Below are 22,141 nucleotides of genomic sequence, written 5' to 3'. Positions count from 1 at the left end.
GCGGGCCTGCCCGATCACAGGCCGCCGGTGAACAGCAACCGGTTGGGCGAGCGCGGTGAGATGGACTGCACCACGGAGCCGGTGGCCTGCCCGACGAGCCAGTCGGCGACCGCCTCGGCGTCGGCCGTGGGGTGGGCGGCCACGTAGAGCGCGGCCACGCCCGTCACGTGCGGTGCGGCCATGGAGGTGCCGTTCATGGACGTGCTGCCGCCGCCCATGAGGGCGGAGACGATGTCCGTGCCGGGGGCGTAGACATCCAGGCACCGGCCGTAGTTGCTGTAGTCGGTTTCCTGGTCCCCCCGGTCGGTGGCGCCCACCGCGAACGTGTGGGTCGCTCCGGCGGGAGAGACGCCGCAGGCGTCCGCCGCGGAGTTGCCGGCCGAGGCGACCGGCAGGACGCCCTTGTTGAAGACCGCGTCCGCGGCGGCGTTCGCGCTGGGAGAGCTGGCTCCGCCGAAGGAGGCGTTCATGACGGCCGGCCGTTGTGCGTTCCTGGCGACCCAGTCGAGGCCCGCGATGATTCCCGACCAGGGGCCCACGCCGTCGCAGTTGAGCACGCGCACACTGATCAGGGTGGCCTCGCGGGCGATCCCGTACGTCGCCCCGCCGGTCGTGCCCGCCACATGGGTGCCGTGGCCCATGCAGTCCTGCCCGTGGCGCCCGTCGCCGATGGCGTCGAAACCGAACACGGCACGTCCGCCGAACTCGGCGTGTGCGTAGTCGATCCCGGTGTCGACGACGTACACGTTGGCACCCCTGCCGGTGTGTGACGTGGTGAACTGACCGTCCAGCGGCAGCCTCCGCTGGTCGGTGCGGTCGAGCCCCCAGCTCGCCGCCGGGGTCGCGCCGCCCGCCTCGTGCACGGACACCAGGGCGTCCTCCTCCACGGCCGTGACGCCGGGGGCGAGCCGTACTGCCTCCAGTTGGCTCGCGTTGAGCGTCGCCGAGAATCCGCGCATGGCGCGGTTGTACGTGTAACGGGGTTTCACCCCGGTCTGTCGTGCCACTTCGACCGGGTCGGCCGCGGCATCCAGGGAGACGATGTACCTGCCCGTCAGCGGCTCGGTCGACCGGTACAGCGGGGCGGGGGTGGGGCCGGCCGGATGGTCCTCCGCCGCGGCAACCGGGGCCGCCGTCGAGGCGAGCAGCAGGGCGGCGGCCGCGCAGCGCACGAACAGGCGCATGGACACTCCCTTCGTCACGATGATCACGTCATCGTTCTCATCGACCCGCAGGCCCTCCCTCTTGAGCCGATGTCAGCCGATCGCCACAGCACGGCTCGTGACTCTGTTTCTGAATCAACTACAACTTTACCTAATCTTGGTGTGAAGTTGATCATTGTTCAGACAATCTCACAAATGACAGGCGGCGCCCGCTGTTCGGCCTTGGATGATCCCAAGTCCCGTATTGCACAGCGGTGTTCGCCGACCCCCCCGCACGGTTTGAAAGGCAACACCATGGCAATGAACCGCGTCATGCGGTACGGCAGCCGACTCCTGACTGCGACGGCCGCGGCATGCGGAATCGCGATATCGATCACTTCCCCCGCGGCAGCCGCCGAGCAGCCGACCCGTGAACTGCTCCGGGCGGACTGCGCGTCGGGCGTGGGCAAGTGCACCTTCAACTCCCCCCGGCTCGGCGAGGCGTACCTCGGAGCCTTCCACCAGGTGTCCAACTCGCTCTACAACTGCAGCTCTTCGGACGCCACCCAGTCCATGACCTGGAGCGACACCGTGGGATCCACGGACTCGCTCGGGGTCTCCGTCACCGTGGGCGGCAAGATCGCCGACATCGTGAACCTGAGCGTGACGACCTCGTACAGCCACACGTGGTCGAGCTCGCACGCGGAGAGCAGCTCGCTGAACATGACGGTCAAGCCCGGCGAAGTGGGCTGGATCTCCCGCGCCCAGGTGATGCAGAAGGTCTCGGGCACCTGGCAGACCCACTACGACAGCCCCAAGTGGGGTCACTACTACTGGTTCTTCGGCGACACCATCACGGGTCCGGCCCCCAACGGCACCGACGGCAAGAGCAACGCGGTCGTCGTCAAGAGCCGCAAGATGACCGAGGCGGAGAAGAAGTCCTGTTCGGCCGAGTCCCGACGGGGTCGTGCGCTCGTCCAGAAGCGCTGATCCGCGGCGCCGCGGCCCCGTCCCGCCCCGCGGGGCGGGGCCGCGGTCTGCGGGATGTTCCGGGCCCGGAGCCACCGTACGGACCGGGGGGCGGTTCCCCTGCGTGGACGGCGAGCTCCAGACCGGTCCGCCGCGTCATCAGGGTGTCGACGCCGGTGTCGGCGACGGCGCGGCCGATGCCCGGCCGGGGCACTCGCGCGTGCCGCTGCTGAAGGCGAGGTACGAGAGGTTGCCGTGGACCGGCGCCCTGGGGTCGGGCTTGACAGGGCCGAGTCGCCCGCCGTGAGCCGCGGCCCCGACGACGCGTGGCCGGAGGAGTCCGGTACGCCGACCGCTTGGGGCATCACCAGCGTGGGCACGCTCCGCGAAGTCGGTGACCGGGTCCGAGCCGTGCTCGGCGAAGCGGTCGATGAGCCGGCTCGCGAAACGCACCACGTAGCGCCGCACGTCACGCCGATCGAACTGCACCGGGGACTCCGGGACGACGCCACGCAGCCGCCGGTGCCCGTCCCCGTCGACGAACTGGCACACCGGCGGCCACGCGGCCGTCGGGCTCAGCGGACGGTCGGCTGGGACGCGGTCGTACAGGCGGTGCGTCCCGTCGGCGCCGAGTACGTGGGCCGGGCACCCGGGCGGCGGTGCGGCGCCGTGAGCGGGGTGCCGGGCACGCGTGCCGCGTGGGACTCCCCGGGAGCGGTCATGACGCCTCCTGAGTCGTCGCGAGGGTCTGCAGGTAGCGCATCAGCGTCATCAGGACGTCCTTGCCGGAGGACCGCTGCCGGGCGTCGCACAGCACGATCGGTACCGATGTCGGCAGGTCCAGCGCACCGCGCAGTTCCTCGACCGGGTAACCGGGAGCCTCGGGGAAGGTGTTGACGGCCACCACGAACGGCACGCCCCGTTCCTCCAGCCGGCCGATGACGTCGAAGCTGACTTCGAGCCGTCGGGTGTCGACGAGCACCACAGCACCGAGTGCGCCCTCGAACAGCCCGCGCCAGAGGAACCAGAAGCGTTCCTGGCCCGGTGTCCCGAAGAGGTAGAGGACCAGTTCCTGGTTGATGCTGATGCGGCCGAAGTCCATGGCGACGGTCGTCGACGTCTTGTCGTCGACGCCGGCCGTGTCGTCGATGCCGACGCCGGCCTGGGTCATCGTCTCCTCGGTCGTCAGCGGCCGGATCTCGCTGACCGACCCGACAAGGGTCGTCTTGCCGACCCCGAAGCCGCCCACGACCACGACCTTGACGGCGGCGGCTGCGGTCTGGGGCAGTACGTCCTCGCTCCGCGGGCCGGGGGTACGCGCCGGCTGCTCAGAGCCTTTGAAGTCCATCGATCACTGCCTCAATCAAAGCGCGGTCGGGGAGTTGGGCGGGCGGGATGGGCGCCCGGGAGATCACCTTGTTGTCGGTGAGGAGGTCGCCGAGCAACACGGTGACGACGCTGACCGGCAGTCCGGTGTACGCGGAGATCTCGGCCACGGACAGCGGTGACTGGCAGAGCCGGATGATCTCCGTGTGTTCGGGCTGCATACCGGGCTTGGGCGAGGACCTGGCCACGATCAGCGTGACCAGGTCCAATTCCACGGGGGCCGACGAGCTGCTGCGCCCGCCCGTGATGACGTAGAGCCGCTCGGGACTCGCGTCCTCCCAGTCCCCGCCGCCCGGGTGGCTCACCTGGTCCGGCCTTCCGCCGGTGAGGTCTCACCGATCCGGGGCGGACTGCTGATGTGCTCGCCGATCCGCAGCACGAGGTCGCGCATCCGCTGGCCCATCAGGCCGGCGTCGACGCCCTCGTCGGCGAGCACCGCGAGGAAAGCGCCGGCGCCGGCAGCCATCAGGTAGAAGAAGCCCCCGTCCATCTCGATCACCACGAGGCGCATCCTGCCGTCGCTGTACGGCAGTTCCGATGCGACGGCGCTGGCCAGCGACTGCAGGCCGGCACAGGCCGCGGCAAGCCGGTCCGCCGTGTCGGTGTCCGTGCCGTACTGGGCCATGCGCAGACCGTCGGCGGAGAGCACGACCACGTGCCTGGTCTGCGGCACGCCTTCCGCGAGGTCCTTGAGCATCCAGTCCATGTTGGCCTGCTGCTGAATCATGGCTGTGTGTTCCCCTTGCTGGCGTCGGTGGTCTCCCCGGAGAAGCCACTCTGGAAGGCGGCCAGCCACATGCCGGGCTGCACCTGTGATGTGGGCTCCTGGTCCGGAGCGGGCGTGGTCGAGGACGCCGTCGGCGTGGCGGGTGGCGTGGATGCGGCGACGGGCGCCCTGCGGCGCCTCTGGGGCAGGCCGTTCGAGGCCCGCTCGATCACGGCCGGCGGCGCTTCGGCGACGGCCGGGCCCCCGGCGGCCCGCGGTGCCGGGGCGGCCGCGGCGGCGTCGGCCGGGAGGGTCGTGCGGGGCACGGACGCGGCGCCGATGCCGTGGGCGAGGCCGGAGGCCGCAGCCGCCCCGGTGATCAGTTCCTGCGGCACGACGACGACCGCGCGGACCCCGCCGTAGGCGGAGGAGCGCAGCGACACCTGGAATCCGTAGGCCTGGGCGAGGCGGCCCACCACGGCGAGGCCGAGTCGCGGGGTCTCGCCGAGGTCGTTGAGGTCGATGCCCTGCTGTGCCTGGCGGAGCATCCGTTCGGCCCGGTTGCGGGCTTCCTCGCTCATGCTGACGCCACCGTCCTCGATCTCGACGGCGATGCCGGACTGGACGTCGACGGCGGTCAGATGGACCTTCGTCTGCGGGGGCGAGTAGCGGGTGGCGTTGTCGAGCAGCTCGGCGAGCGTGTGGATGAGGGGTTCCACGGCGGGGCCGACGACGGCGACCTCGGCCACGGAGTGAAGTTCGACGCGCTGGTAGTCGATGATCCGCGACATGGCGCCGCGCAGCACGCTGTAGAGCGGCACGGCGCGGCTCCACTGGCGACCGGGACGGGCACCGCCGAGCACGGCGATGGAGTCGGCGAGCCGGCCGATCAGGGCGGTGCCGTGGTCGAGGCGCAGCAGATCGCCGAAGACCTCCGGGAGCTTTCCGTGCCGGTCCTCCATCTCGCGCAGCTCCTGGGCCTGCTGGTGGACGATGGCCTGGACGCGGCGGGCGATGTTCACGAACGCGCGCTGTGCGGACTCGCGGAGGTCCTCCTCGGCGACGACGGCGTCGACGACCGTGCCGACGACCCGCTGGTGCGCCTCCGGGGCGATGAGCGAGGAGAAGACGTCCTCCGGGAACTCGCCCATGCGCAGCCGTTCCACGACGTCGGGGAGGAGGGTCCCGGCGAGGTGGGCGGTCTGGGCCGCCTGGTGGGCGAGTGCGGCATCGCGTTCGGCGACGCTGCGGCGCAGCGCGTCGATGGTCCTGCCTCGGCGAGCGGCCTCCGCGCCGATGGCGGCGACCATGACGGAGGCGACGGCACCGATGACGGCGACGGGCACACGGGACGAGTCGGACACCAGCACCACCGCGACGACGGTGGCGACAGCTGTCAGAGCGGCGGGTAGCAGCCACCCGAAAGAGGCCGCGGAACGCGAGCTCCCATTTCCGGGCGACGATTCCTCACGGACCATCAGCACCCTCAAAACCATCTGAATGGAAACGATCATATGACGACGGTGAGGGAGCATAGTCGTTCAGGAGCAAGGTTGTTGACGCCGGGTCACACTTCGGACACAGACGCTCGGTCCCCGTTACGGGCAAGCGAAAGGGCGCCGCGGACCGTGAGGTTCCGAGGCGCCCTCTCGTTCATCGGGGCGGGCCGGCAGAGCCCACCAGGTCAGGCCGCTGCGGCGTCCGCAGCCCGGGCCTTCAGCGCCCGCTCGACACCCGAACGGGACTCCAGCGCCAGCCGCCGCAGCGCAGGACTCGGAGCGGCCGAATCCAGCCAAGCATCTGTCGCGTCAAGGGTCTCCTTGGACACCTGCAGCGACGGGTAGAGGCCGGTCACGATCTGCTGGGCCATCTCGTGGGAACGGGATTCCCACACGTCCTTGACCGCCGCGAGGTACTTCTCCGCGTAGGGGGCGAGCAGCTCCTGCTGATCGGTCTGGACGAATCCGACGATGACCGCCTGCTGCACCGCGTTCGGCAGGGCGTCGGACTCGACGACCGAGGCCCACGCCTCGGCCTTGGCCTCCGGCGTGGGACGCGCTGCCCGCGCTGTCGCCGCATGGCGCTCGCCGGCAGCCGTCCTGTCCCGCTCCAGCTCGCCCGCGATCTCCGCCTCGTCGTAGACGCCGGTCGCGGCCAGCCGCTCCACGAACGTCCACCGCAGTTCGGTGTCGACGGCCAGGCCCTCGATCGTCTCCCGGCCCTCCAGCAGGGCCTCCAGCAGGTCCAGCTGCTGCGGGGTGCGCGCGGTCGCGGCGAATGCCCGCGCCCAGGCCAGCTGGTGGTCGCTGCCCGGCCGGGCAGCCCGCAGGTGCGCCAGCGTCGCCTCGGTCCACCGCGTCAGCCCGGCGTCGCGCCAGTCCGGCGCCGCGTACAGGTCGAGCGCCAGCTTCACCTGGCGCTGCAGCGACTGCACGACGCCGATGTCCGACTCCTTCGCGATGCCCGAGAGCACCAGGGACAGGTAGTCGCGCGCAGCCATCTCCCCGTCGCGGGTCATGTCCCAGGCGGAGGCCCAGCACAGCGCACGCGGCAGCGACTCGGCGAAGTCGCCCAGGTGCTCGATGACCGCCTGGAGTGAATCCTCGTCCAGACGGACCTTCGCGTACGACAGGTCGTCGTCGTTGACCAGCACCACGGCCGGGCGCGCCTTGCCCACCAGGTCCTGAACGGCGGTGAGCTCACCGTCCACGTCCAGCTCGACCCGATCGGTGCGCACCAGCTTGCCGGTGGCGTCGAGGTCGTAGAGGCCGATGGCGATCCGGTGCGGCCGCAGCATGGCCTCGCCCTTCGCGCCCGCGGGCAGCGCGGGGGCCTCCTGCTTGACGGCGAAGGAGGTGATGGCGCCCGAGGAGTCGGTGTCGATCACCGGACGCAGGACGTTGATGCCGGCGGTCTCCAGCCAGGCCCTCGACCAGGCCTTCAGATCGCGGCCGCTGGTCTCCTCCAGGGCACCCAGGAGGTCCGGCAGCCGGGTGTTCCCGAACGCGTGCTGCTTGAAGTAGGCCTGCACACCTCGGAAGAACTCGTCCGTCCCGACGTAGGCGACCAGCTGCTTGAGCACCGAGGCGCCCTTGGCGTACGTGATGCCGTCGAAGTTGACCAGCACGTCGTCAAGGTCGTTGATCTCGGCCATGATCGGGTGCGTGGACGGGAGCTGGTCCTGCCGGTACGCCCAGGTCTTCTCGGAGTTGGCGAAGGTGGTCCAGGCGTGCGGCCAGCGACTGCCCGGTGCGTACGCCTGGCAGGCGACCGAGGTGTAGGTGGCGAACGACTCGTTCAGCCACAGGTCGTTCCACCACTCCATGGTGACCAGGTCGCCGAACCACATGTGGGCCAGCTCGTGCAGGATGGTCTCAGCCCGCATCTCGTACGCGGCGTCCGTGACCTTGGAGCGGAACACGTACTGGTCGCGGATGGTCACCGCCCCCGCGTTCTCCATCGCCCCCGCGTTGAACTCCGGCACGAACAGCTGGTCGTACTTGGCGAACGGATACGCGTAGTCGAACTTCTCCTGGAACCAGTCGAAGCCCTGCCGGGTGACCGAGAAGATCGCGTCGGCGTCGAGGAACTCGGCGAGCGAGGGGCGGCAGTAGATGCCGAGCGGGACGCTCTGCCCGTCCTTCTCGTAGGAGCTGTGGACGCTGTGGTACGGCCCGACGATCAACGCGGTGATGTACGTGGAGATCCGCGGCGTCGGCTCGAAGTGCCAGACGTTGTCCTTCGGCTCCGGCGTCGGGGAGTTCGAGATCACGGACCAGCCCTCGGGAGCCTTCACCGTGAACTGGAACGTCGCCTTCAGATCCGGCTGCTCGAAGCTCGCGAAGACCCGGCGGGCGTCGGGCACCTCGAACTGGGTGTACAGGTAGGCCTGCTCGTCGACCGGGTCGACGAAGCGGTGCAGGCCCTCACCGGTGTTGGTGTAGGCACAGTCGGCGACGACCTTCAGCTCGTTCGGTCCCTCGAGCAAGTGCTTGAGCGCGATCCGCGAGTCCCGGAAGACCGCGGCCACGTCGAGCGCCTTGCCGTTCAGCACGACCTCGTGCACCGCGGGGGCGACGAGATCGATGAAGGTCTCCGCGCCGTGCTCGGCGGAGTCGAAGCGCACGGTCGTCACGGACCGGTAGGTGCCGCCCTCCTGCGCCCCGGTGAGATCGAGGTCGATCTCGTACGAGTCAACGGTGAGCAGGCGCGCTCGTGCTTGCGCCTCGTCACGGGTCAGGTTTGTGCCAGGCACCCGGTCATCCCCTCGGTATGTGATGTCTCGGGGCCATCCTTCCACGGCAGGGGGGTCCGCGAAGGGGGCGCTGCCGACCAGGGCGGGTCCGGTGGGACCCGCCCCGGTGGTGCCGTCCCTCAGCCCCTGAGCTCCTGCGCGACCAGCTCCGCGATCTGCACCGCATTGAGCGCCGCGCCCTTGCGGAGGTTGTCATTGGAGACGAAGAGGGCCAGTCCGTTGTCCACGGTCTCGTCCACCCGGATCCTGCCCACGTACGACGCGTCCCTGCCCGCTGCCTGCAGCGGGGTCGGGATCTCGGAGAGCTCGACACCCTCCGCGTCAGCCAGCAGTTCGTGGGCGCGTTCCACACTGATCGGACGCTCGAAGCGAGCGTTGACCTGGAGCGAATGGCCGGAGAACACCGGAACGCGGACGCAGGTGCCGGAGACCTTGAGTCCCGGGATCTCCAGGATCTTGCGGGATTCGTTGCGGAGCTTCTGCTCCTCGTCGGTCTCGTGGGAGCCGTCGTCGACGATCGAGCCGGCCAGCGGGAGCACGTTGAAGGCGATGGGGCGCTTGTAGACGCCCGGCTCCGGGTACACGACCGCCTCCCCGTCGTGGGTCAGCTCGGCGGCGCGGTCCGCGACCGCCTTGATCTGGCCGTCGAGCTCGGCGACGCCCGCGACGCCCGAGCCGGACACCGCCTGGTACGTCGTGGCCACCATGGAGACCAGCCCCGCCTCCTGATGCAGCGGCTTCAGCACCGGCATGGCGGCCATCGTGGTGCAATTCGGGTTGGCGATGATGCCCTTGGGGCGGTCCTTGACCGCGTGCGGGTTGACCTCGGAGACGATGAGGGGGACCTCGGGGTCACGGCGCCAGGCGGAGGAGTTGTCGATCACGACCGCACCCTGGGACGCGACCTTCTCGGCAAGTGCCCGCGACGTGGCGCCGCCGGCCGAGAAGAGCACGATGTCCAGGCCGGAGTAGTCGGCGACGGAGGCGTCCTCGACGGTGACGTCCCGGTCCTGCCAGGTGATGGTGGAGCCCGCCGACCGGGCCGAGGCGAAGAGTCGCAGTTCGTCGACCGGGAAGCTCCGTTCGGCGAGGATCTTGCGCATGACCGTGCCGACCTGCCCGGTGGCTCCGACGATTCCGACCTTCACGGGACTCCTCCGTATGTTCGTGCAGACTGCGTGGCCTGGGTGCCTTCCATGATGCGTATGTCCGTGGCCGCCTTGTCCAATCCATTGTCCGAGGGGCGGGACAGATGCTCCTGGTCACACACGGAGGGCGGGCGTCACGCGGACGCCCGCCCTCCGGGTGTGATGGGTCACACCGAGTCACTCGGTCACGGAATGACCTTTTCGATCACGACGCTGCCGGTGCCCGCGGCGGTTCCGCGCGCGTTCAGCAGCTGGACCTCGCCGAAGAACTGCCGGCCCTCGGGCGCGGCGCTGCCCACGTGGACCTCGGCGGCGACCTGCGCGGACGCACCGTTCGCCAGCTTCACTGCCTGGGCCTCGTCGACCTTGACGGTGCCGAGGGCGGGCGAGAAGTAGACGTCCCGGTAGTCGTACTCGGTGCTACCGGACGGGACCGCGTAGCCCACGACCTTGATGGTGTACGTGCCGGCGGCCGGCTTGGCGAGGCTCACGGCCTCGTCCGAGTCGCCGTCCGCGGACTGGCCGACCCGGGTAGCGCCCTTCCAGACCTCCAGGTCCAGGTCGGCCGCGTTGTCGGAGACGCCGCCGATGGCGACGTCGAGGCGCTCGACGCCCTCACCGACGGTGACGGTCGTCTCGAGGGTCTCGCCCTCCTTGATGGTGGGGCGGGTGACCTTCGCCGATCCGAGCGGGCCGCCCTTCAGCTTGCCGTCGATGGCGGCGAAGCCGTTGGCGACCGTCCAGTCGACCTTGGCCGGGGTGCCGACCTTGGCCTCGGAGATGGTCTTCACGGCCGGGTCGAAGGTCGCACCGAGGACGGTCACGTCCAGCTTGTACGGGTTGTTCAGCAGCGGGGACGTACGGCGCGCCTCGACCTCGATCTCCCAGACGCCCGGCTGCGGGTCGGCGTACGACCGCAGGTCGGGACGGCAGGTGTTGGCCGGGTTGTCGTAGTTCGGGTAGCAGTAGATCGTGGAGCTGTCCTCGACGCCCACGCCGTACGGGTGGATCGAGATGAACCGGGTCTGGCTCTTGTCCTTCAGACCGCCGAGCGCGACCTCGAGGGCCTTGGCGCCCGCGGGAACGTTGACGAAGTACGACCTGTGGCTGTTGCGCTGCACCGAGCCGGACGCCGAGTAGGAGTACGCCGGCTTGGCCAGCTGCTCGGCGGCGACGACGGTGGTCAGGATCTGCTTGTCGACGCCCTCGGTGCGGACGTCGTCCAGCTCCAGGATCGCGCTGTGCACGCCCTTGGTGCGGGCCTTCGCGTCGACCTTCACGGTGACCGGCTTGTTCAGCGGCAGCACCACGGCGCCGGACCCCGGCAGGTCGAAGGTGCCGTCGTTGTACTTCCAGTCCAGCTCGTGCTTGATCGGACGGTCCGGACCGGTGGTCCGGGTGATGGTGATCTCGTACGACTTCTTCTGGCGGGTCTTGAGGCCGCCCTCACGGTCGTACAGACCGGTGCCGAAGCCCGGGGTCTTCAGGAACTGGTCGATCGCGGTGTCGACCGGGGCCTTCACCGTGTAGTCGTGGGCAGTGGCGCCGTCCTTGATGGCGCGCCACGCGCCCACGATGTTGATCAGGCCGGAGCCCTGCTCGTGCGCGGCCACGCCGCGGATCTTCTTCGCGGTGCTGGTGAGCGCGGTGCGCAGGTTCGCCGGGGTGAGGGCGATCTTCTTCTGCTTCGCGGCGGAGATCAGCAGTGCGCTGGCGCCCGCGGCCTGCGGAGAGGACATCGACGTGCCCTGGAGCATGCCGTAGCCGGCCGGGAGCTGGTAGCCGGCTTCCTTCACCGATGCACCGGGCAGCCAGGTCTGGATGGTGTTGATGGCCGCGCCCGGGGCGGTGATGGTCGGCGTGAATCCGCCGTCCTCACGCGGACCGCGCGAGGAGAAGGGGAACATGGCGTACTTCTTCGTCACGGCCGAGCCGTAGTTGGCGGCCCAGGTCTCCTTGGAGACCGCGGCGCCCACGGAGATCACCTTGTCGGCCAGACCGGGGTCGCCGATCGTGTTGGTGCCGGGGCCCTCATTGCCGGCCGAGATCACCAGCTGGACGCCGTACTGGTCGATGAGCCGCGTGTAGAGCTCGGCGCGGGCGTTGTTGCCGTCGTTCAGCGCCGGCAGACCACCGATGGACATGTTGACGATGTCCACGCCGTGGTTGATGACCAGGTCGGCCATGCCCTCGGTGAGCGCGACGTTGGTGCAGCCGCCGCTCCAGGAACAGGCACGGGAGGAGACCAGTTTGGCGCCGGGCGCGGCACCGTTCATCCGTCCGCCGAAGAGGCCGTTGGCGGAGGTGATGCCCGCGACGTGGGTACCGTGCTCGGACTCGATGATGCCGACGTTGACGAAGTCGGCCTTCTTGCCGACCCAGGCGCCGCCCAGCGGGTCCATCGCGACGTCCTTGCGGATCTCGATGACGAACGGGATCCGCTCGGCGACGTCGGTGGCCGGGTCGTCCTTGCCGAAGTAGCCGATCTGGAAGCCGTCCTTGTACGGCTTCATCGGCTCGTTGTTGGTGAAGTCGCCGTCCTGGTCGGTGTCGACGCGCACGGTTCCGGCGGCGGGGTCGTAGAGGAGGCCGAAGCGGTCGGTGGTGTCGCCGTCGCGGTTGACGTCGCCCTTCATGTCGCCGTTGGCGGTGATCGACTCGCTGAAGCGGCTGAACTGGTACGTCCCGGCCGGGGCCTTCCAGGTGCTGCCCGCGCTGGTGAACACCGGACCGTCGACCGGCGTGATCTGGGGGCGCCAGGTGCCGTCGTTGTCGGTGATCGGGTCGGTGGCGGTGACCCAGTCGACGATCTTGCGCTCACCGGTGGTGGTCTTCTGCAGCGCCGGGTGGGCGATGTCGACGCCCGAGTCCATGATGCCGATGGTGACGCCCCGGCCGTCGAACTTCGGGTGGTCCTGCACGAACTTCACCGCGCCCGTCTCGAAGGACGGGTTGTACGGGTTCTTGGCGGGCGTGTTCTTGTCCGGCGCCGCGTAGGTGCCGGCGGCCTTGCCGCGACCCTTGGCGTTGGCGTCCGGTGAGGTGCCGGTCTCGGACGAGCCGTCCGCGGCCGGGGTCGGGTCGTCCAGCTTGATCTCGTGCTTGAGGTCGATGCCGTGGACGCTGGACAGCTTGGCGGCCGCCGTGATGGCGGCCTCGGCCTTGCCGGTCGGCAGGGTCGCGCGCACGTAGCCGAGCTTGTCGAAGGTCTTGCCGACCGAGGCGCCCTGGACGGCGTCCAACTGCTTGGCGACCTGGGCGGTCTGGCCCGGTGCGGTGGCGACCATTACGGTGACGGTCTTCTCGCCCTTGGCCTCGGCGTCGGCGAGGAGTTCGGCGTCGGTCCGGCCGAGCTTGTCGGAAGGCTCGGTGGCCTTGACCGGGCCGGGTTCTGCGGTGGTCGCGGCGATCGCGGGGGCGGCGCCGGAAGCCACCAGCGCGGCGACGAGGCCTGCGGCGGCGGCGACCCGGGCCACGCGTCTGTGCCCGGATATGGAGCCCTGAGACTCGAGGGTGGTCATCAGCATCCCTGTTTTGTGAAAGAGGGGTCCGGAATTCGGTACCGGATGACCGCTCAGCCTTTCGCAAGTGACAGGGGTTTGTGGAGAGTTGGCAGCGTTGTGATGCGTTCATGGCACACATCCGCCACTGGCGGTACATGTGTCTCAGGGGTCAAAAGGAGTGATAGCCGTCGATAGCGATCACCCTACTGTTCAGTAATGGACGATTTCATGGTGAAGTGTCAGCTCTCGCGCGTCTTCGCGTAGTGTCGGGACGCCTTCGCGCGGTTTCCGCAGATCGCCATGGAGCACCAGCGGCGCGTGCCGTTCCGTGACGTGTCGAAGAAGTGCAGCGTGCAGGCGTCGTGGGCGCAAGCGCGGATCCGGTCGGGTGCGGTGCGCAGTAGGTCCAGGTAGGTGCGCACGGCCATCCAGCCGGGCCCCCAGGCGGGGTTGGCGAACTCGGCTCGCTCGCCCGGCCCTTCGGTGTCGAGCGTGGCGCGGATGCGGCCGTGCTCCAGGATCGCGTCGACTCGTGAGGCGGCCGCGGCGTCCCCCGGGCTGCTCACGGCCGCGGCGAGTGCGTCGCGGGTGAGGAGGGTCCTCTCCAGGGTGTCGCCGTCGGCGGTGAAGCGGTCGTCCCATCCGTTGCTTGCGAGCCAGGTGTCCAGACCCTGTGTGGAGGTGAGTAGGTCCCGCGGCTCGCCGTCCTGGAGCCACTGGGTATTGAGCAGGTCCAGGCAGGCTGGCTCGCCGGTGAGTGGTCGGAGGTCGGGTGCGGGCATCGGGGCTCCTTCGGATGGCTAACCACTCAAGGTTACGTGACCGGTTGACGTTCCCGTGTGTAACCTTTCTTCATCACCACCAGGTCACGGGCCGGTGTCGAAGCCAGCCATCGCGGCGGCAACCCGGGCTTCGTGCGGGTGGAGACGCCGGGAAGGCTGAGCTGGCCGGACTATCCCGGCAACGCCATGTTCCTGACGTTGGGCAACCTCGAGACCGATCCGCGTGCCGGGCTGCTGTTCCTGGACTGGACCGGGGGCGCCACGCTCCAGCTCACCGGCGCGGCCCGGACCGAATTCGCCGCGGACGGCGCACGCACCGTCCGGTTCGACATCGAGGAGACCGCCGATATCCCCGGGGCGAGTCCGCTGCGCTGGGGTGCTCCCGAATACTCACCGGCCAATCCGGAGCTCCCCTGAGACTAACCTCTCCGCATGGAAGAGCAGCTGCGGGTGGCGGCCTACGCCGTGTGCGTGCAGGACGGGCAGATCCTGCTCGCCCGCTGGGTGGCGCGGGACGGCGCCAAACGATGGACCCTGCCGGGAGGCGGGATGGACCACGGGGAGCACCCCGCCGACACGGCCGTCCGCGAGGTCACGGAGGAGACCGGCTACACGTCCGAGGTGACCGCCCTGCTCGGCGTCGATTCCCTGCGCGTCCGCAAGGCACGCAGGTTCCAGGCGGAGGCGGACTTCCAGAGCCTGCGCATCCTCTACGAAGGGCGGATCACGGGCGGCGAGCTGCGCCCCGAGCGGGACGGCTCCACCGACCTGGCCGCCTGGCACCCGCTCGCATCGGTCCCTGCGCTCGACCGGGTCACGCTGGTCGACGTCGGTCTCGAGCTGTGGCGGGAGCGGCCCGCGGCGGGCCGGGTGCGGGGAGGGGCGGCGGATCTCCGCTAGCGGGGCAGCACGACGACATACGCGGCGGGGTCTCGGTGCTGCGAGGCCATCAGGGCCGTACGGACCACCGTCGCCACCTGTGCGGGAGTGTTCCGCAGCCGCTTCGGCGAGAGGTGGACCACCGTGATGCCCAGCCGCTCCAGGTGCTCGCGCCGGCGACTGCCCTCGATCCACTCCTCGTCCGGGCGGCCCGGGGCGCGGCCGGTACGGCGCGCGCGGGGGGCGCGGGTGTCGAGTTCCAGGGCCACCGCCCGCCCGGGCCAGTAGGCGTCGACGCCGCCCAGGTGCGGGCCGCCCGGCAGTCGCAGATCCACGTTCCAGAGCGGGTCGGGCAGTCCGTAGAGGTGGACCAGCTGGTAGAGCCGGTCCTCGGCCAGCGCGCGGCCCTCGGCGAGCAGCGCGTCCACGGCGTCCGTCACGTGGGTCCGTTCCAGCAGTCGGGCGCGGTTCAACTCGTTCACGATAGGCGCGGATTCACAGTGGCCCGCCCGCACGGCCTCGGTCAGCAGCCGGCGCACCGCCCCCGCGTCGGTGAGCCGTGCGACGGCGTCCGCCAGCGCGCGGGCCACCGGGGCGACGGGCAGCCCCGTCACCTCCTCGTGGCGCGGCAGGGACTGCGTTCGGATCAGCCGGGCGCATCCGGCGGACCTCAGCCGTCGGGTCCACGGTACGAGCACGTCGACGCGTTCGAGGGACGGCAGTGGGGGAGCGGAGGTGAACTGGCGCAGCGCGAGCGCTGCCAGTCCGGTGACCATCGCCTCGCCCCCGTCGGGGGTGTCCGCGTACAGCACTGCGGCGTGCAGTCGCTCCTCGCTGGTCGGCGGTCCCGGGTGCAGCACGTACACACCGGGCAGGAACTGCTGCCACGGCCCGCCCGGTCTGCACTGCTCGGCCGCCCGTGCGGCGGACACTCCGTGCTCCCGCAGTTGCCCGGCGGACATCACGCGCCTCTGTACGTCGGAGAGGTGGTTCAACGGGCAGGGGGAGAGCGGGGTGTTCGGGTTCATGCATCGTCAATTCCCGTGTGCCGCGAGACCTTTAACCGCTGTTACCTACTCGTCGACAATTCCGGACAACCCTGCACTAAAGTGCGGACGTTCGACAGTCGATCGCGTGATCCACGCGCTCGGGCGGGAGGGCGCCGCCCCCTCCCGCGAGGGAGGGGGCGTTGCGCGATCTGGGACCCTACGCTCCCGCGTCGCACGACTGCGCACGCAACGCCCGCGCCAGGTCGTCCCGGGACTCCAGTACGAGCCTGCGCAGGGCCGGGGGAGCCGATGAGTGGGACTCCAGCCACTCGTCCGTCGCCGCCAGCGTTCCCGGGTTGTCCTGGAGCGACGGGTAGAGGCCCTTCACCACGTCCATCCCGATCTGGATGGACCGCTCGGTCCAGATGCGCCCGATCGCCTCGAAGTACTTCGAGGCGTAGGGGGCGATCAACTCCCGCTGCGAGGCCTGGGCGAAACCCGAAATGGTGGCCTCGACCAGTGCGTTGGACAGTACGTCCGATTCCACGACCTGTACCCAGGCCTGGTCCTTGACGGCGGCGGACGGCCGGGCCGCCAGGCAGCGCACCTGGTGGCGCCTGCCCGATGCGGTGTCGTCCCGGGACAGTTCCGCGTTGATCACCGCCTCGTCGGCCACCCCGGCCGCGGTGAGGGGCTCAAGGAACGCCCACCGCAGCTCCTGGTCCACGTCGAGCCCGTCGATCTTCGCGGAACCCTCCAGCAGCCCCTGCAGCAGCTGCAGGTCGGCGTCCGTCGTGGCGCTCTCCGCGAAGTAGCGCGCCCACGTCAGCTGGTGCTGGCTGCCCGGCTCGGCCAGGCGCAGCTCCCGCAGTGCGCCGGTCGACAGCAGCCGTCCGCCCTCCTCGCGCCACTCCGGTGCCGCGTAGTGGACGAGAGCGGTGCGGGCCCAGGCGTGCACCATCTGCAGCACGCCGACGTCGGACTCGCGGCCGGCGAAGTCCAGTACCAGCTTCACGAAGTCGCGCGCCGGCACCAGCGCGTCCCGCGTGAGGTTCCACAGCGCGGTCCAGCACAGCGCCCGAGCCAGCGGGTCCGTGATGTCGCCGAGGTGGCCGCGCAGCGTGTCCAGCGAGCCCTGGTCGAAGCGGATCTTGCAGTACGTCAGATCGTCGTCGTTCACCAGCACCAGGGCGGGCTTCTCCAGGCCGGCCAGCTCCTCGACGACCGTGCGCGGACCGGTCACGTCCACGTCGGCGCGTGCGTACCGCACCAGGTCCGCGCCCTCGATCCGGTACAGGCCCACCGCCGCCCGGTGCGGCCTGAGGTGCTCGCCCTCCTGCAGTACCGCGAGCTCGGTGATCCGGTCACCCGCGTCATACGTGACCCGGGGTGTCAGCGCGTTGACTCCGGAGGTCTCCAGCCAGGACCGCGACCACGCCTTCATGTCCCGCCCGGACGTCTCCTCCAGCACCGACAGCAGGTCACCGAGGCTCGTGTTCCCGTAGGCGTGCCGCTTGAAGTACTGCCGCGCCCCCTCCAGGAACGCGTCCCGCCCCGCGTATGCGACGAGTTGCTTCAACACCGACGCCCCCTTGGCGTAGGTGATCCCGTCGAAGTTGAGCTTGGCGTCCTCCAGGTCGCGGATGTCGGCCGTGACGGGGTGCGTGGACGGCAGCTGGTCGGCCCGGTACGCCCATGCCTTGCGGTTGTTGGCGAACGTCACCCAGCCGTTGGTGAAGCGGGTCGCCTCGACCAGGCAGAACGACCCCATGAAGTCGGCGAAGGACTCCTTCAGCCACAGGTCGTCCCACCAGCGCATGGTGACCAGGTCACCGAACCACATGTGCGCCATCTCGTGCAGGATGACGTTCGCCCGCCGCTCGAACGCGGCCTGCGTCACCTTGCCCCGGAAGACGAACTCCTCCCGGAAGGTCACGCACCCAGGGTTCTCCATCGCGCCGATGTTGTACTCGGGTACGAAGGCCTGGTCGTACTTCCCGAAGGGGTACGGGTAGTCGAAGTGGTCGTGGAAGAAGTCCAGGCCCTGCTTGGTGACGAGGAAGACGTCGTCCGCGTCGAAGTGCTTGGCGAGCCCCTTGCGGCACATGGCGCCGAGCGGGATCTCCACGGTTTCCCCGTCGTCGAAGGTCCGTGTGTAGAGATCGGTTTCGTAGTGGTACGGGCCGGCCACGACCGCGGTGATGTACGTCGAGATCGGCGCGGTCTCCTCGAACCGCCACACCCCGTCGTCCCCGCGGGAGCCCGCCCCGTTCGACCAGACCGTCCATCCCTCGGGCGCGGCCACCTCGAAGCGGAACGGCGACTTCAGGTCCGGCTGCTCGAAGTTGGCGAAGACGCGGCGCGCGTCGGCCGGCTCGTACTGCGTGTACAGGTACACCTCGCCGTCCTCGGGGTCGACGAAGCGGTGCATGCCCTCACCCGTCCGGCTGTACGCGCACTGCGCGTCGACCACCAGTACGTTCTCTGCCCGCAGGCCGGTCAGCGTGACCCTGGCGCCGTCGAAGACGGCGGCGGGGTCCAGGCTTTCCCCGTTCAGTGTGACGGCAGTCACCTCGGGGGCCACGAGGTCGACGAAGGTCTCCGTCTCAGGACCGGCGTCCGACGCCCGGAAGCGGATCGTGGTCACGGAGCGGAAGGTCCGTGCTCCTGTTCCGTCGCTCTCCATCGTTGCGGACCGCAGGTCGAGGAAGACGTCGTACCCGTCGACGGACAGCAGTTCCGCCCGTGCGCGGGCTTCGTCGCGGGACAGATTCTCTCCGGGCACGGCCACTCCTTCGTGTCTCGTTCGAACAGGACCGATCCTCGCACGCGCCCGTGGCGGCGGGGAGGTGGGGAATGCGCGCGGAAGGCGGGACGTTGTCCCGTGAGGCCCATCGACCCACCCCGTCCCACGAGGAGAGACATGCCCGAGAGCAGGACCCCTGCCGACTTCTGGTTCGACCCGCTGTGTCCGTGGGCCTGGATGACCTCCCGCTGGATGCTCGAGGTGGAGAAGGTCAGGCCGGTGGACGTGCGCTGGCACGTGATGAGCCTGGCCGTTCTCAACGAGAACAAACTGGATGAACTCCCCGCGCAGTACGCCGAGGCCATGAAACACGCGTGGGGTCCGGTCCGGGTGGTCGTCGCCGCGCAGCAGAAGCACGGTGACGAGGTCGTCGGCCCGCTGTACACCGCACTCGGCACCCGCATCCACAACGAGGGCCTCGGGCCGACCCCCGAGGCGATCGCCGGCGCGCTGGAGGACGCGGGCCTGTCCGCGGACCTTTTGGAATTCGCCCACTCGGACGTGTACGACGCCGAGCTGAGGGCCTCCCACGAGGAGGGCATCTCCAAGGTCGGCCAGGACGTCGGCACTCCGGTGATCGCGGTCCCCGGCACCGACGGCGAGCAGATCGCGTTCTTCGGTCCGGTCGTCACCCCGGCGCCGAAGGGTGAGGCGGCGGCGCGGCTGTGGGACGGCACGCTGCTGGTCGCGTCGACCCCGGGCTTCTACGAGATCAAGCGCACGCGCACGGCCGGTCCCAGCTTCGACTGACGTCCCCGGTCGATCCGACCGAAGTGCCCCCGCGAGTCCTGTCCTCGCGGGGGCACTTCTTTCATCCGCCTGCAGGTGAAGGTTGAGAAGACGATCACGAGCAGGACGACTGTACGGCCGCTCCGGGCCTCACGTCACGGAGCGATGAGCGGGGTGCGCTCCTTCGCCCGGGCGTACCGCCCGGCCACGTCCTGCCAGTTGACGACCTCCCACATCGCCTCGATGAAGTCCACTTTCTGGTTCTTGTACTGCAGGTAGAAGGCGTGCTCCCAGGCGTCGAAGACCAGGATCGGCACCGAGCCCTGCCCGACGTTTCCCTGATGGTCGTATACCTGTTCGACAATCAGTCGGCCGCTGACCGGCTCGTACGCGAGTACGCCCCAGCCGGAGCCCTGTGTGGTGGCGGCCGCCTTGGAGAGCTGCGTCTTGAACCTGGCGAAGGAGCCGAAGGCCTCGGTGATCGCGTCCGCCAGCTCGCCCACGCCGTCCGCGGCGAGCGGCTCGCCACCGCCGCCGTGCTTCGGCGCGGCCATGTTGTGCCAGTAGATGCTGTGCAGGATGTGCCCGGAGAGGTGGAACGCGAGGTTCTTCTCCAGGCCGTTGATGGAGCCCCAGGAATCCTTGTCGCGCGCCTCGGCAAGCTGTTCGAGGGTGTCGTTGGCGCCCTTGACGTACGCGGCGTGGTGCTTGTCGTGGTGCAGCTCGATGATCTGCGGATTGATGACCGGTTCGAGTGCCGCGTAGTCGTACGGGAGTTCAGGAAGCGTGTACATGGCCATGTCCGAGCCCTCCGACTGCTTATTGCAACTGATGCGCAATTGCAGGTTAGCAGCAGAAAGGTGCGGAACAAGATCAGTCCTTCGCCCTACGACCACGCGTCTCGCCGCCCGCCCGTCGATGCCGTTCCGTTCAGGGAAGGCAAGGAGAAGAGGAGGAGATGGGTCGGTGCGGGGCCCGTTGCGCCGGCGTGCCGCCGTGCACGTCCCGCCCCGTCCGTGCCGAACCCCGTGGACCGCATGGTTGCGATCCCTGCTGGCCGGACCGGCACGGTCGCACCCGCCCGGAACGCGGAGTGCCGCTGCGCAGGAGGCTTGCCGACCCGGCTCCGCCACCGTTCCGGAGACGCGGAGGACCCCCGGGCCGTGGTGGCCCGGGGGTCCGGTGCGCCATGCCGCATCGCCGGCGCGCACGATGGGGGGCGGGGGTTCGTGGTTGCCCGCGACATCATCCTGCTGGGGCGGGGCTGGTACTCAGCCTGCTGTCGTTCCAGCCGGGTGAGTAACGGTGGGTCTTACCCCGGCCGCAGGACGCGACGGTCGGCGGGCTCCGCACCGACGGCGTAGGTCGGTGCTGCCGTCACTCAACCTTCCGTGCGGTCCGCAGTCGGCTCCGCGGCCTCCCGCTTCGACGCCTTCGACTGCAGGGTGAGCCCGAGGACCGCCAACACCAGCGTCATGGCGCCGGTGGCGAGCAGCTGGTCCCGGGTACCCGGCTGGCGCAGCATCAGCACGAAGACTCCGAGCATCCCGGCGATGGCGACCCAGGTGAGCGCGGGGTAGAGCCACATCCGCACCACGAGCTTCTCCGGGGACTCCCGCTCGGTGCGGCGGCGCAGCACCAGCTGGGAGACGGCGATGAAGAGCCAGACGACGAGGATCACGGCGCCGATCATGTTCAACAACCAGGGGAACACGTCGTCGGGGCGCCAGTAGCTGAGCAGCACACACAGGAAGCCGAAGACCGACGACACGAGGACGGCGACCCGCGGCACGCCGCCGGAGACCCTGCCGATGGCCTTCGGACCCTGGCCGCGGGCGACCAGTGAGTACGCCATGCGGGAGGACCCGTAGATGTTGGCGTTCATCGCGGAGAGCAGGGCGACCAGCACCACGATCTGCATCACGATGCCTGCGCCCGGGATGTCGAGGTGGCTCAGCGCGGTGACGTAGGGGCCCTTGTCGGGGTTCGCGACGTCGGGGTCGTTCCACGGGACCAGCGTGACGATGACCGCCATGGAGCCGATGTAGAAGAGCGCGATGCGCCACATGGCCGTGCGCACCGCCTTGGTGACGCCCTGGACGGGGTGCTCGGACTCGGCCGCTGCGATCGTCACCGTCTCCAGGCCGCCGTAGGCGAACACCGATGCGAGCAGACCGATGACCAGTCCTTCCGTACCGTTCGGCAGGAAGCCACCGTCGCCGGTGAGGTTGGCGGCGCCGGGGGCGTCGGTGCCGGGAAGGACGCCGACGATCGCGAGCCCGCCGAGGATCAGGAAGAGCGTGATGGCGCCGACCTTGAGGGCGGCGAACCAGAACTCGAACTCGCCGAAGTTCTTCACCGCGGCGAGGTTGGTACCGCAGAAGACCACCATGAAGAGCGCGACCCAGGCCCACTCGGGGGTGCCGGGCAGCCAGCCGCTGACGATCTTCGCCGCGCCGATGCCCTCCAGACCCACGGCGACCGACAGCAGAACCCAGAACGCCCAGCCCGCCGTGAAGCCCGCCCACGGTCCGAGAGCTCGTTCGGCGTGCACGGAGAACGAGCCGGAAGCCGGGTTCGCCGCCGACATTTCACCCAGCATGCGCATCACCAGCATGACGAGCAGGCCAGAGGTGGTGTAGGCGAGGACGATCGCGGGGCCGGCGGCTGCGATACCGGCGCCGGAGCCGACGAAGAGGCCTGCGCCGATGACGCCACCGAGGGCGATCATCGACAGGTGGCGCTGCTTGAGGCCGTGCGCGAGCGACGAGTCGACCTTGGTGTCGACGGGCGCGGGCGCCGTGGTCCGAGACATGGTCGTGCCCTGTTCGTGGGGGAGCGGAAAAG

Annotated in this window: 18 protein-coding genes and 1 pseudogene; 4 read left to right on the top strand and 15 right to left on the bottom strand. The window is 69.7% G+C overall.

The annotated features are described in order from the left end of the window. Window positions 1-14 precede the first annotated feature (14 nt). Window positions 15-1,184 (bottom strand): S8 family peptidase, encoded by a 1,170-nt coding sequence (locus ACFXOM_RS16580; protein WP_385038266.1) that lies wholly within the window; start codon window positions 1,182-1,184, stop codon window positions 15-17. 273 nt (window positions 1,185-1,457) lie between these two features. On the opposite strand from ACFXOM_RS16580, the gene ACFXOM_RS16575 reads away from it, so the two are divergent. Beyond that, window positions 1,458-2,132 carry a hypothetical protein gene (locus tag ACFXOM_RS16575; RefSeq protein ID WP_384940567.1) on the top strand — a complete coding sequence of 225 codons (675 nt, stop codon included), beginning with the start codon at window positions 1,458-1,460 and terminating at the stop codon, window positions 2,130-2,132. A 138-nt stretch (window positions 2,133-2,270) separates the two neighbouring features. Here the strand turns inward: ACFXOM_RS16575 and ACFXOM_RS16570 are convergent, their stop codons facing one another. The 10 genes from ACFXOM_RS16570 to ACFXOM_RS16525 all read right to left on the bottom strand — a co-directional run bounded on the left by ACFXOM_RS16570 (window position 2,271) and on the right by ACFXOM_RS16525 (window position 13,891). After that, complete coding sequence (locus tag ACFXOM_RS16570) at window positions 2,271-2,600, bottom strand: hypothetical protein (RefSeq protein ID WP_384940565.1); 330 nt, start codon at window positions 2,598-2,600, stop codon at window positions 2,271-2,273. An 86-nt stretch (window positions 2,601-2,686) separates the two neighbouring features. After that, complete coding sequence (locus tag ACFXOM_RS16565; RefSeq protein ID WP_384945509.1) at window positions 2,687-2,833, bottom strand: hypothetical protein; 147 nt, start codon at window positions 2,831-2,833, stop codon at window positions 2,687-2,689. Further along, window positions 2,830-3,459: an ATP/GTP-binding protein gene (locus ACFXOM_RS16560; protein ID WP_384940561.1), complete on the bottom strand. Its 630-nt coding sequence runs from the start codon at window positions 3,457-3,459 to the stop codon at window positions 2,830-2,832. Before ACFXOM_RS16560 ends, ACFXOM_RS16565 begins: the two co-directional genes overlap by 4 nt. After that, window positions 3,440-3,802: a DUF742 domain-containing protein gene (locus ACFXOM_RS16555; protein WP_384940559.1), complete on the bottom strand. Its 363-nt coding sequence runs from the start codon at window positions 3,800-3,802 to the stop codon at window positions 3,440-3,442. The genes ACFXOM_RS16560 and ACFXOM_RS16555 overlap by 20 nt, the downstream gene beginning before the upstream one ends. Further along, window positions 3,799-4,224, bottom strand: a complete 426-nt coding sequence (locus tag ACFXOM_RS16550; RefSeq protein ID WP_384940557.1) for a roadblock/LC7 domain-containing protein — start codon at window positions 4,222-4,224, stop codon at window positions 3,799-3,801. The genes ACFXOM_RS16555 and ACFXOM_RS16550 overlap by 4 nt, the downstream gene beginning before the upstream one ends. Continuing rightward, on the bottom strand, window positions 4,221-5,681 hold the full coding sequence (locus ACFXOM_RS16545) for a sensor histidine kinase (protein WP_384940644.1): 1,461 nt from the start codon (window positions 5,679-5,681) through the stop codon (window positions 4,221-4,223). The genes ACFXOM_RS16550 and ACFXOM_RS16545 overlap by 4 nt, the downstream gene beginning before the upstream one ends. Before the next feature lie 206 nt (window positions 5,682-5,887). Further along, complete coding sequence (gene pepN / locus ACFXOM_RS16540) at window positions 5,888-8,458, bottom strand: aminopeptidase N (RefSeq protein WP_384940555.1); 2,571 nt, start codon at window positions 8,456-8,458, stop codon at window positions 5,888-5,890. A gap of 119 nt (window positions 8,459-8,577) precedes the next feature. Then, window positions 8,578-9,606: an aspartate-semialdehyde dehydrogenase gene (locus tag ACFXOM_RS16535; RefSeq protein ID WP_384940553.1), complete on the bottom strand. Its 1,029-nt coding sequence runs from the start codon at window positions 9,604-9,606 to the stop codon at window positions 8,578-8,580. Window positions 9,607-9,791: 185 nt separating this feature from the next. Beyond that, entirely contained in the window at window positions 9,792-13,127 is a 3,336-nt protein-coding gene (locus ACFXOM_RS16530; protein WP_384940551.1) for a S8 family serine peptidase, read from the bottom strand. A gap of 221 nt (window positions 13,128-13,348) precedes the next feature. Beyond that, window positions 13,349-13,891 carry a CGNR zinc finger domain-containing protein gene (locus tag ACFXOM_RS16525; RefSeq protein WP_384945511.1) on the bottom strand — a complete coding sequence of 181 codons (543 nt, stop codon included), beginning with the start codon at window positions 13,889-13,891 and terminating at the stop codon, window positions 13,349-13,351. 66 nt (window positions 13,892-13,957) lie between these two features. On the opposite strand from ACFXOM_RS16525, the pseudogene ACFXOM_RS16520 reads away from it, so the two are divergent. Next, window positions 13,958-14,308 (top strand): annotated as a pseudogene (locus ACFXOM_RS16520) (pyridoxamine 5'-phosphate oxidase family protein); the annotation flags it as partial. Between the two features lie 15 nt (window positions 14,309-14,323). Beyond that, window positions 14,324-14,791, top strand: coding sequence for an NUDIX hydrolase (locus ACFXOM_RS16515; RefSeq protein WP_384940547.1), 468 nt, complete (start codon window positions 14,324-14,326; stop codon window positions 14,789-14,791). Here the strand turns inward: ACFXOM_RS16515 and ACFXOM_RS16510 are convergent. Together ACFXOM_RS16510 and pepN (ACFXOM_RS16505) are read right to left on the bottom strand one after the other, a co-directional pair. Next, window positions 14,788-15,798 carry a hypothetical protein gene (locus ACFXOM_RS16510; protein WP_384940545.1) on the bottom strand — a complete coding sequence of 337 codons (1,011 nt, stop codon included), beginning with the start codon at window positions 15,796-15,798 and terminating at the stop codon, window positions 14,788-14,790. The genes ACFXOM_RS16515 and ACFXOM_RS16510 overlap by 4 nt on opposite strands. 178 nt (window positions 15,799-15,976) lie before the next feature. After that, a complete protein-coding gene (pepN, locus tag ACFXOM_RS16505) occupies window positions 15,977-18,544 on the bottom strand; it encodes an aminopeptidase N (RefSeq protein ID WP_384940543.1) in 2,568 nt (855 codons plus the stop codon). Between the two features lie 138 nt (window positions 18,545-18,682). Here pepN (ACFXOM_RS16505) and ACFXOM_RS16500 point away from each other — a divergent pair, with 138 nt between their 5' ends. Continuing rightward, window positions 18,683-19,315, top strand: coding sequence for a DsbA family protein (locus tag ACFXOM_RS16500; protein ID WP_384940541.1), 633 nt, complete (start codon window positions 18,683-18,685; stop codon window positions 19,313-19,315). A gap of 134 nt (window positions 19,316-19,449) precedes the next feature. Here ACFXOM_RS16500 and ACFXOM_RS16495 read toward each other — a convergent pair whose 3' ends face one another. Both ACFXOM_RS16495 and ACFXOM_RS16490 read right to left on the bottom strand, forming a co-directional pair. After that, window positions 19,450-20,094, bottom strand: coding sequence for a superoxide dismutase (locus ACFXOM_RS16495; protein WP_384940539.1), 645 nt, complete (start codon window positions 20,092-20,094; stop codon window positions 19,450-19,452). A 581-nt stretch (window positions 20,095-20,675) separates the two neighbouring features. Next, window positions 20,676-22,109 carry an amino acid permease gene (locus ACFXOM_RS16490; RefSeq protein WP_384940537.1) on the bottom strand — a complete coding sequence of 478 codons (1,434 nt, stop codon included), beginning with the start codon at window positions 22,107-22,109 and terminating at the stop codon, window positions 20,676-20,678. Between the last annotated feature and the right edge of the window lie 32 nt (window positions 22,110-22,141).

This window comes from Streptomyces sp. NPDC059169 (genome assembly GCF_042755225.1).
Taxonomy (GTDB): domain Bacteria; phylum Actinomycetota; class Actinomycetes; order Streptomycetales; family Streptomycetaceae; genus Streptomyces.
The sequence above is the reverse complement of the archived record's forward strand: the minus strand, read 5'-3'. Positions and strand labels throughout refer to the sequence as shown.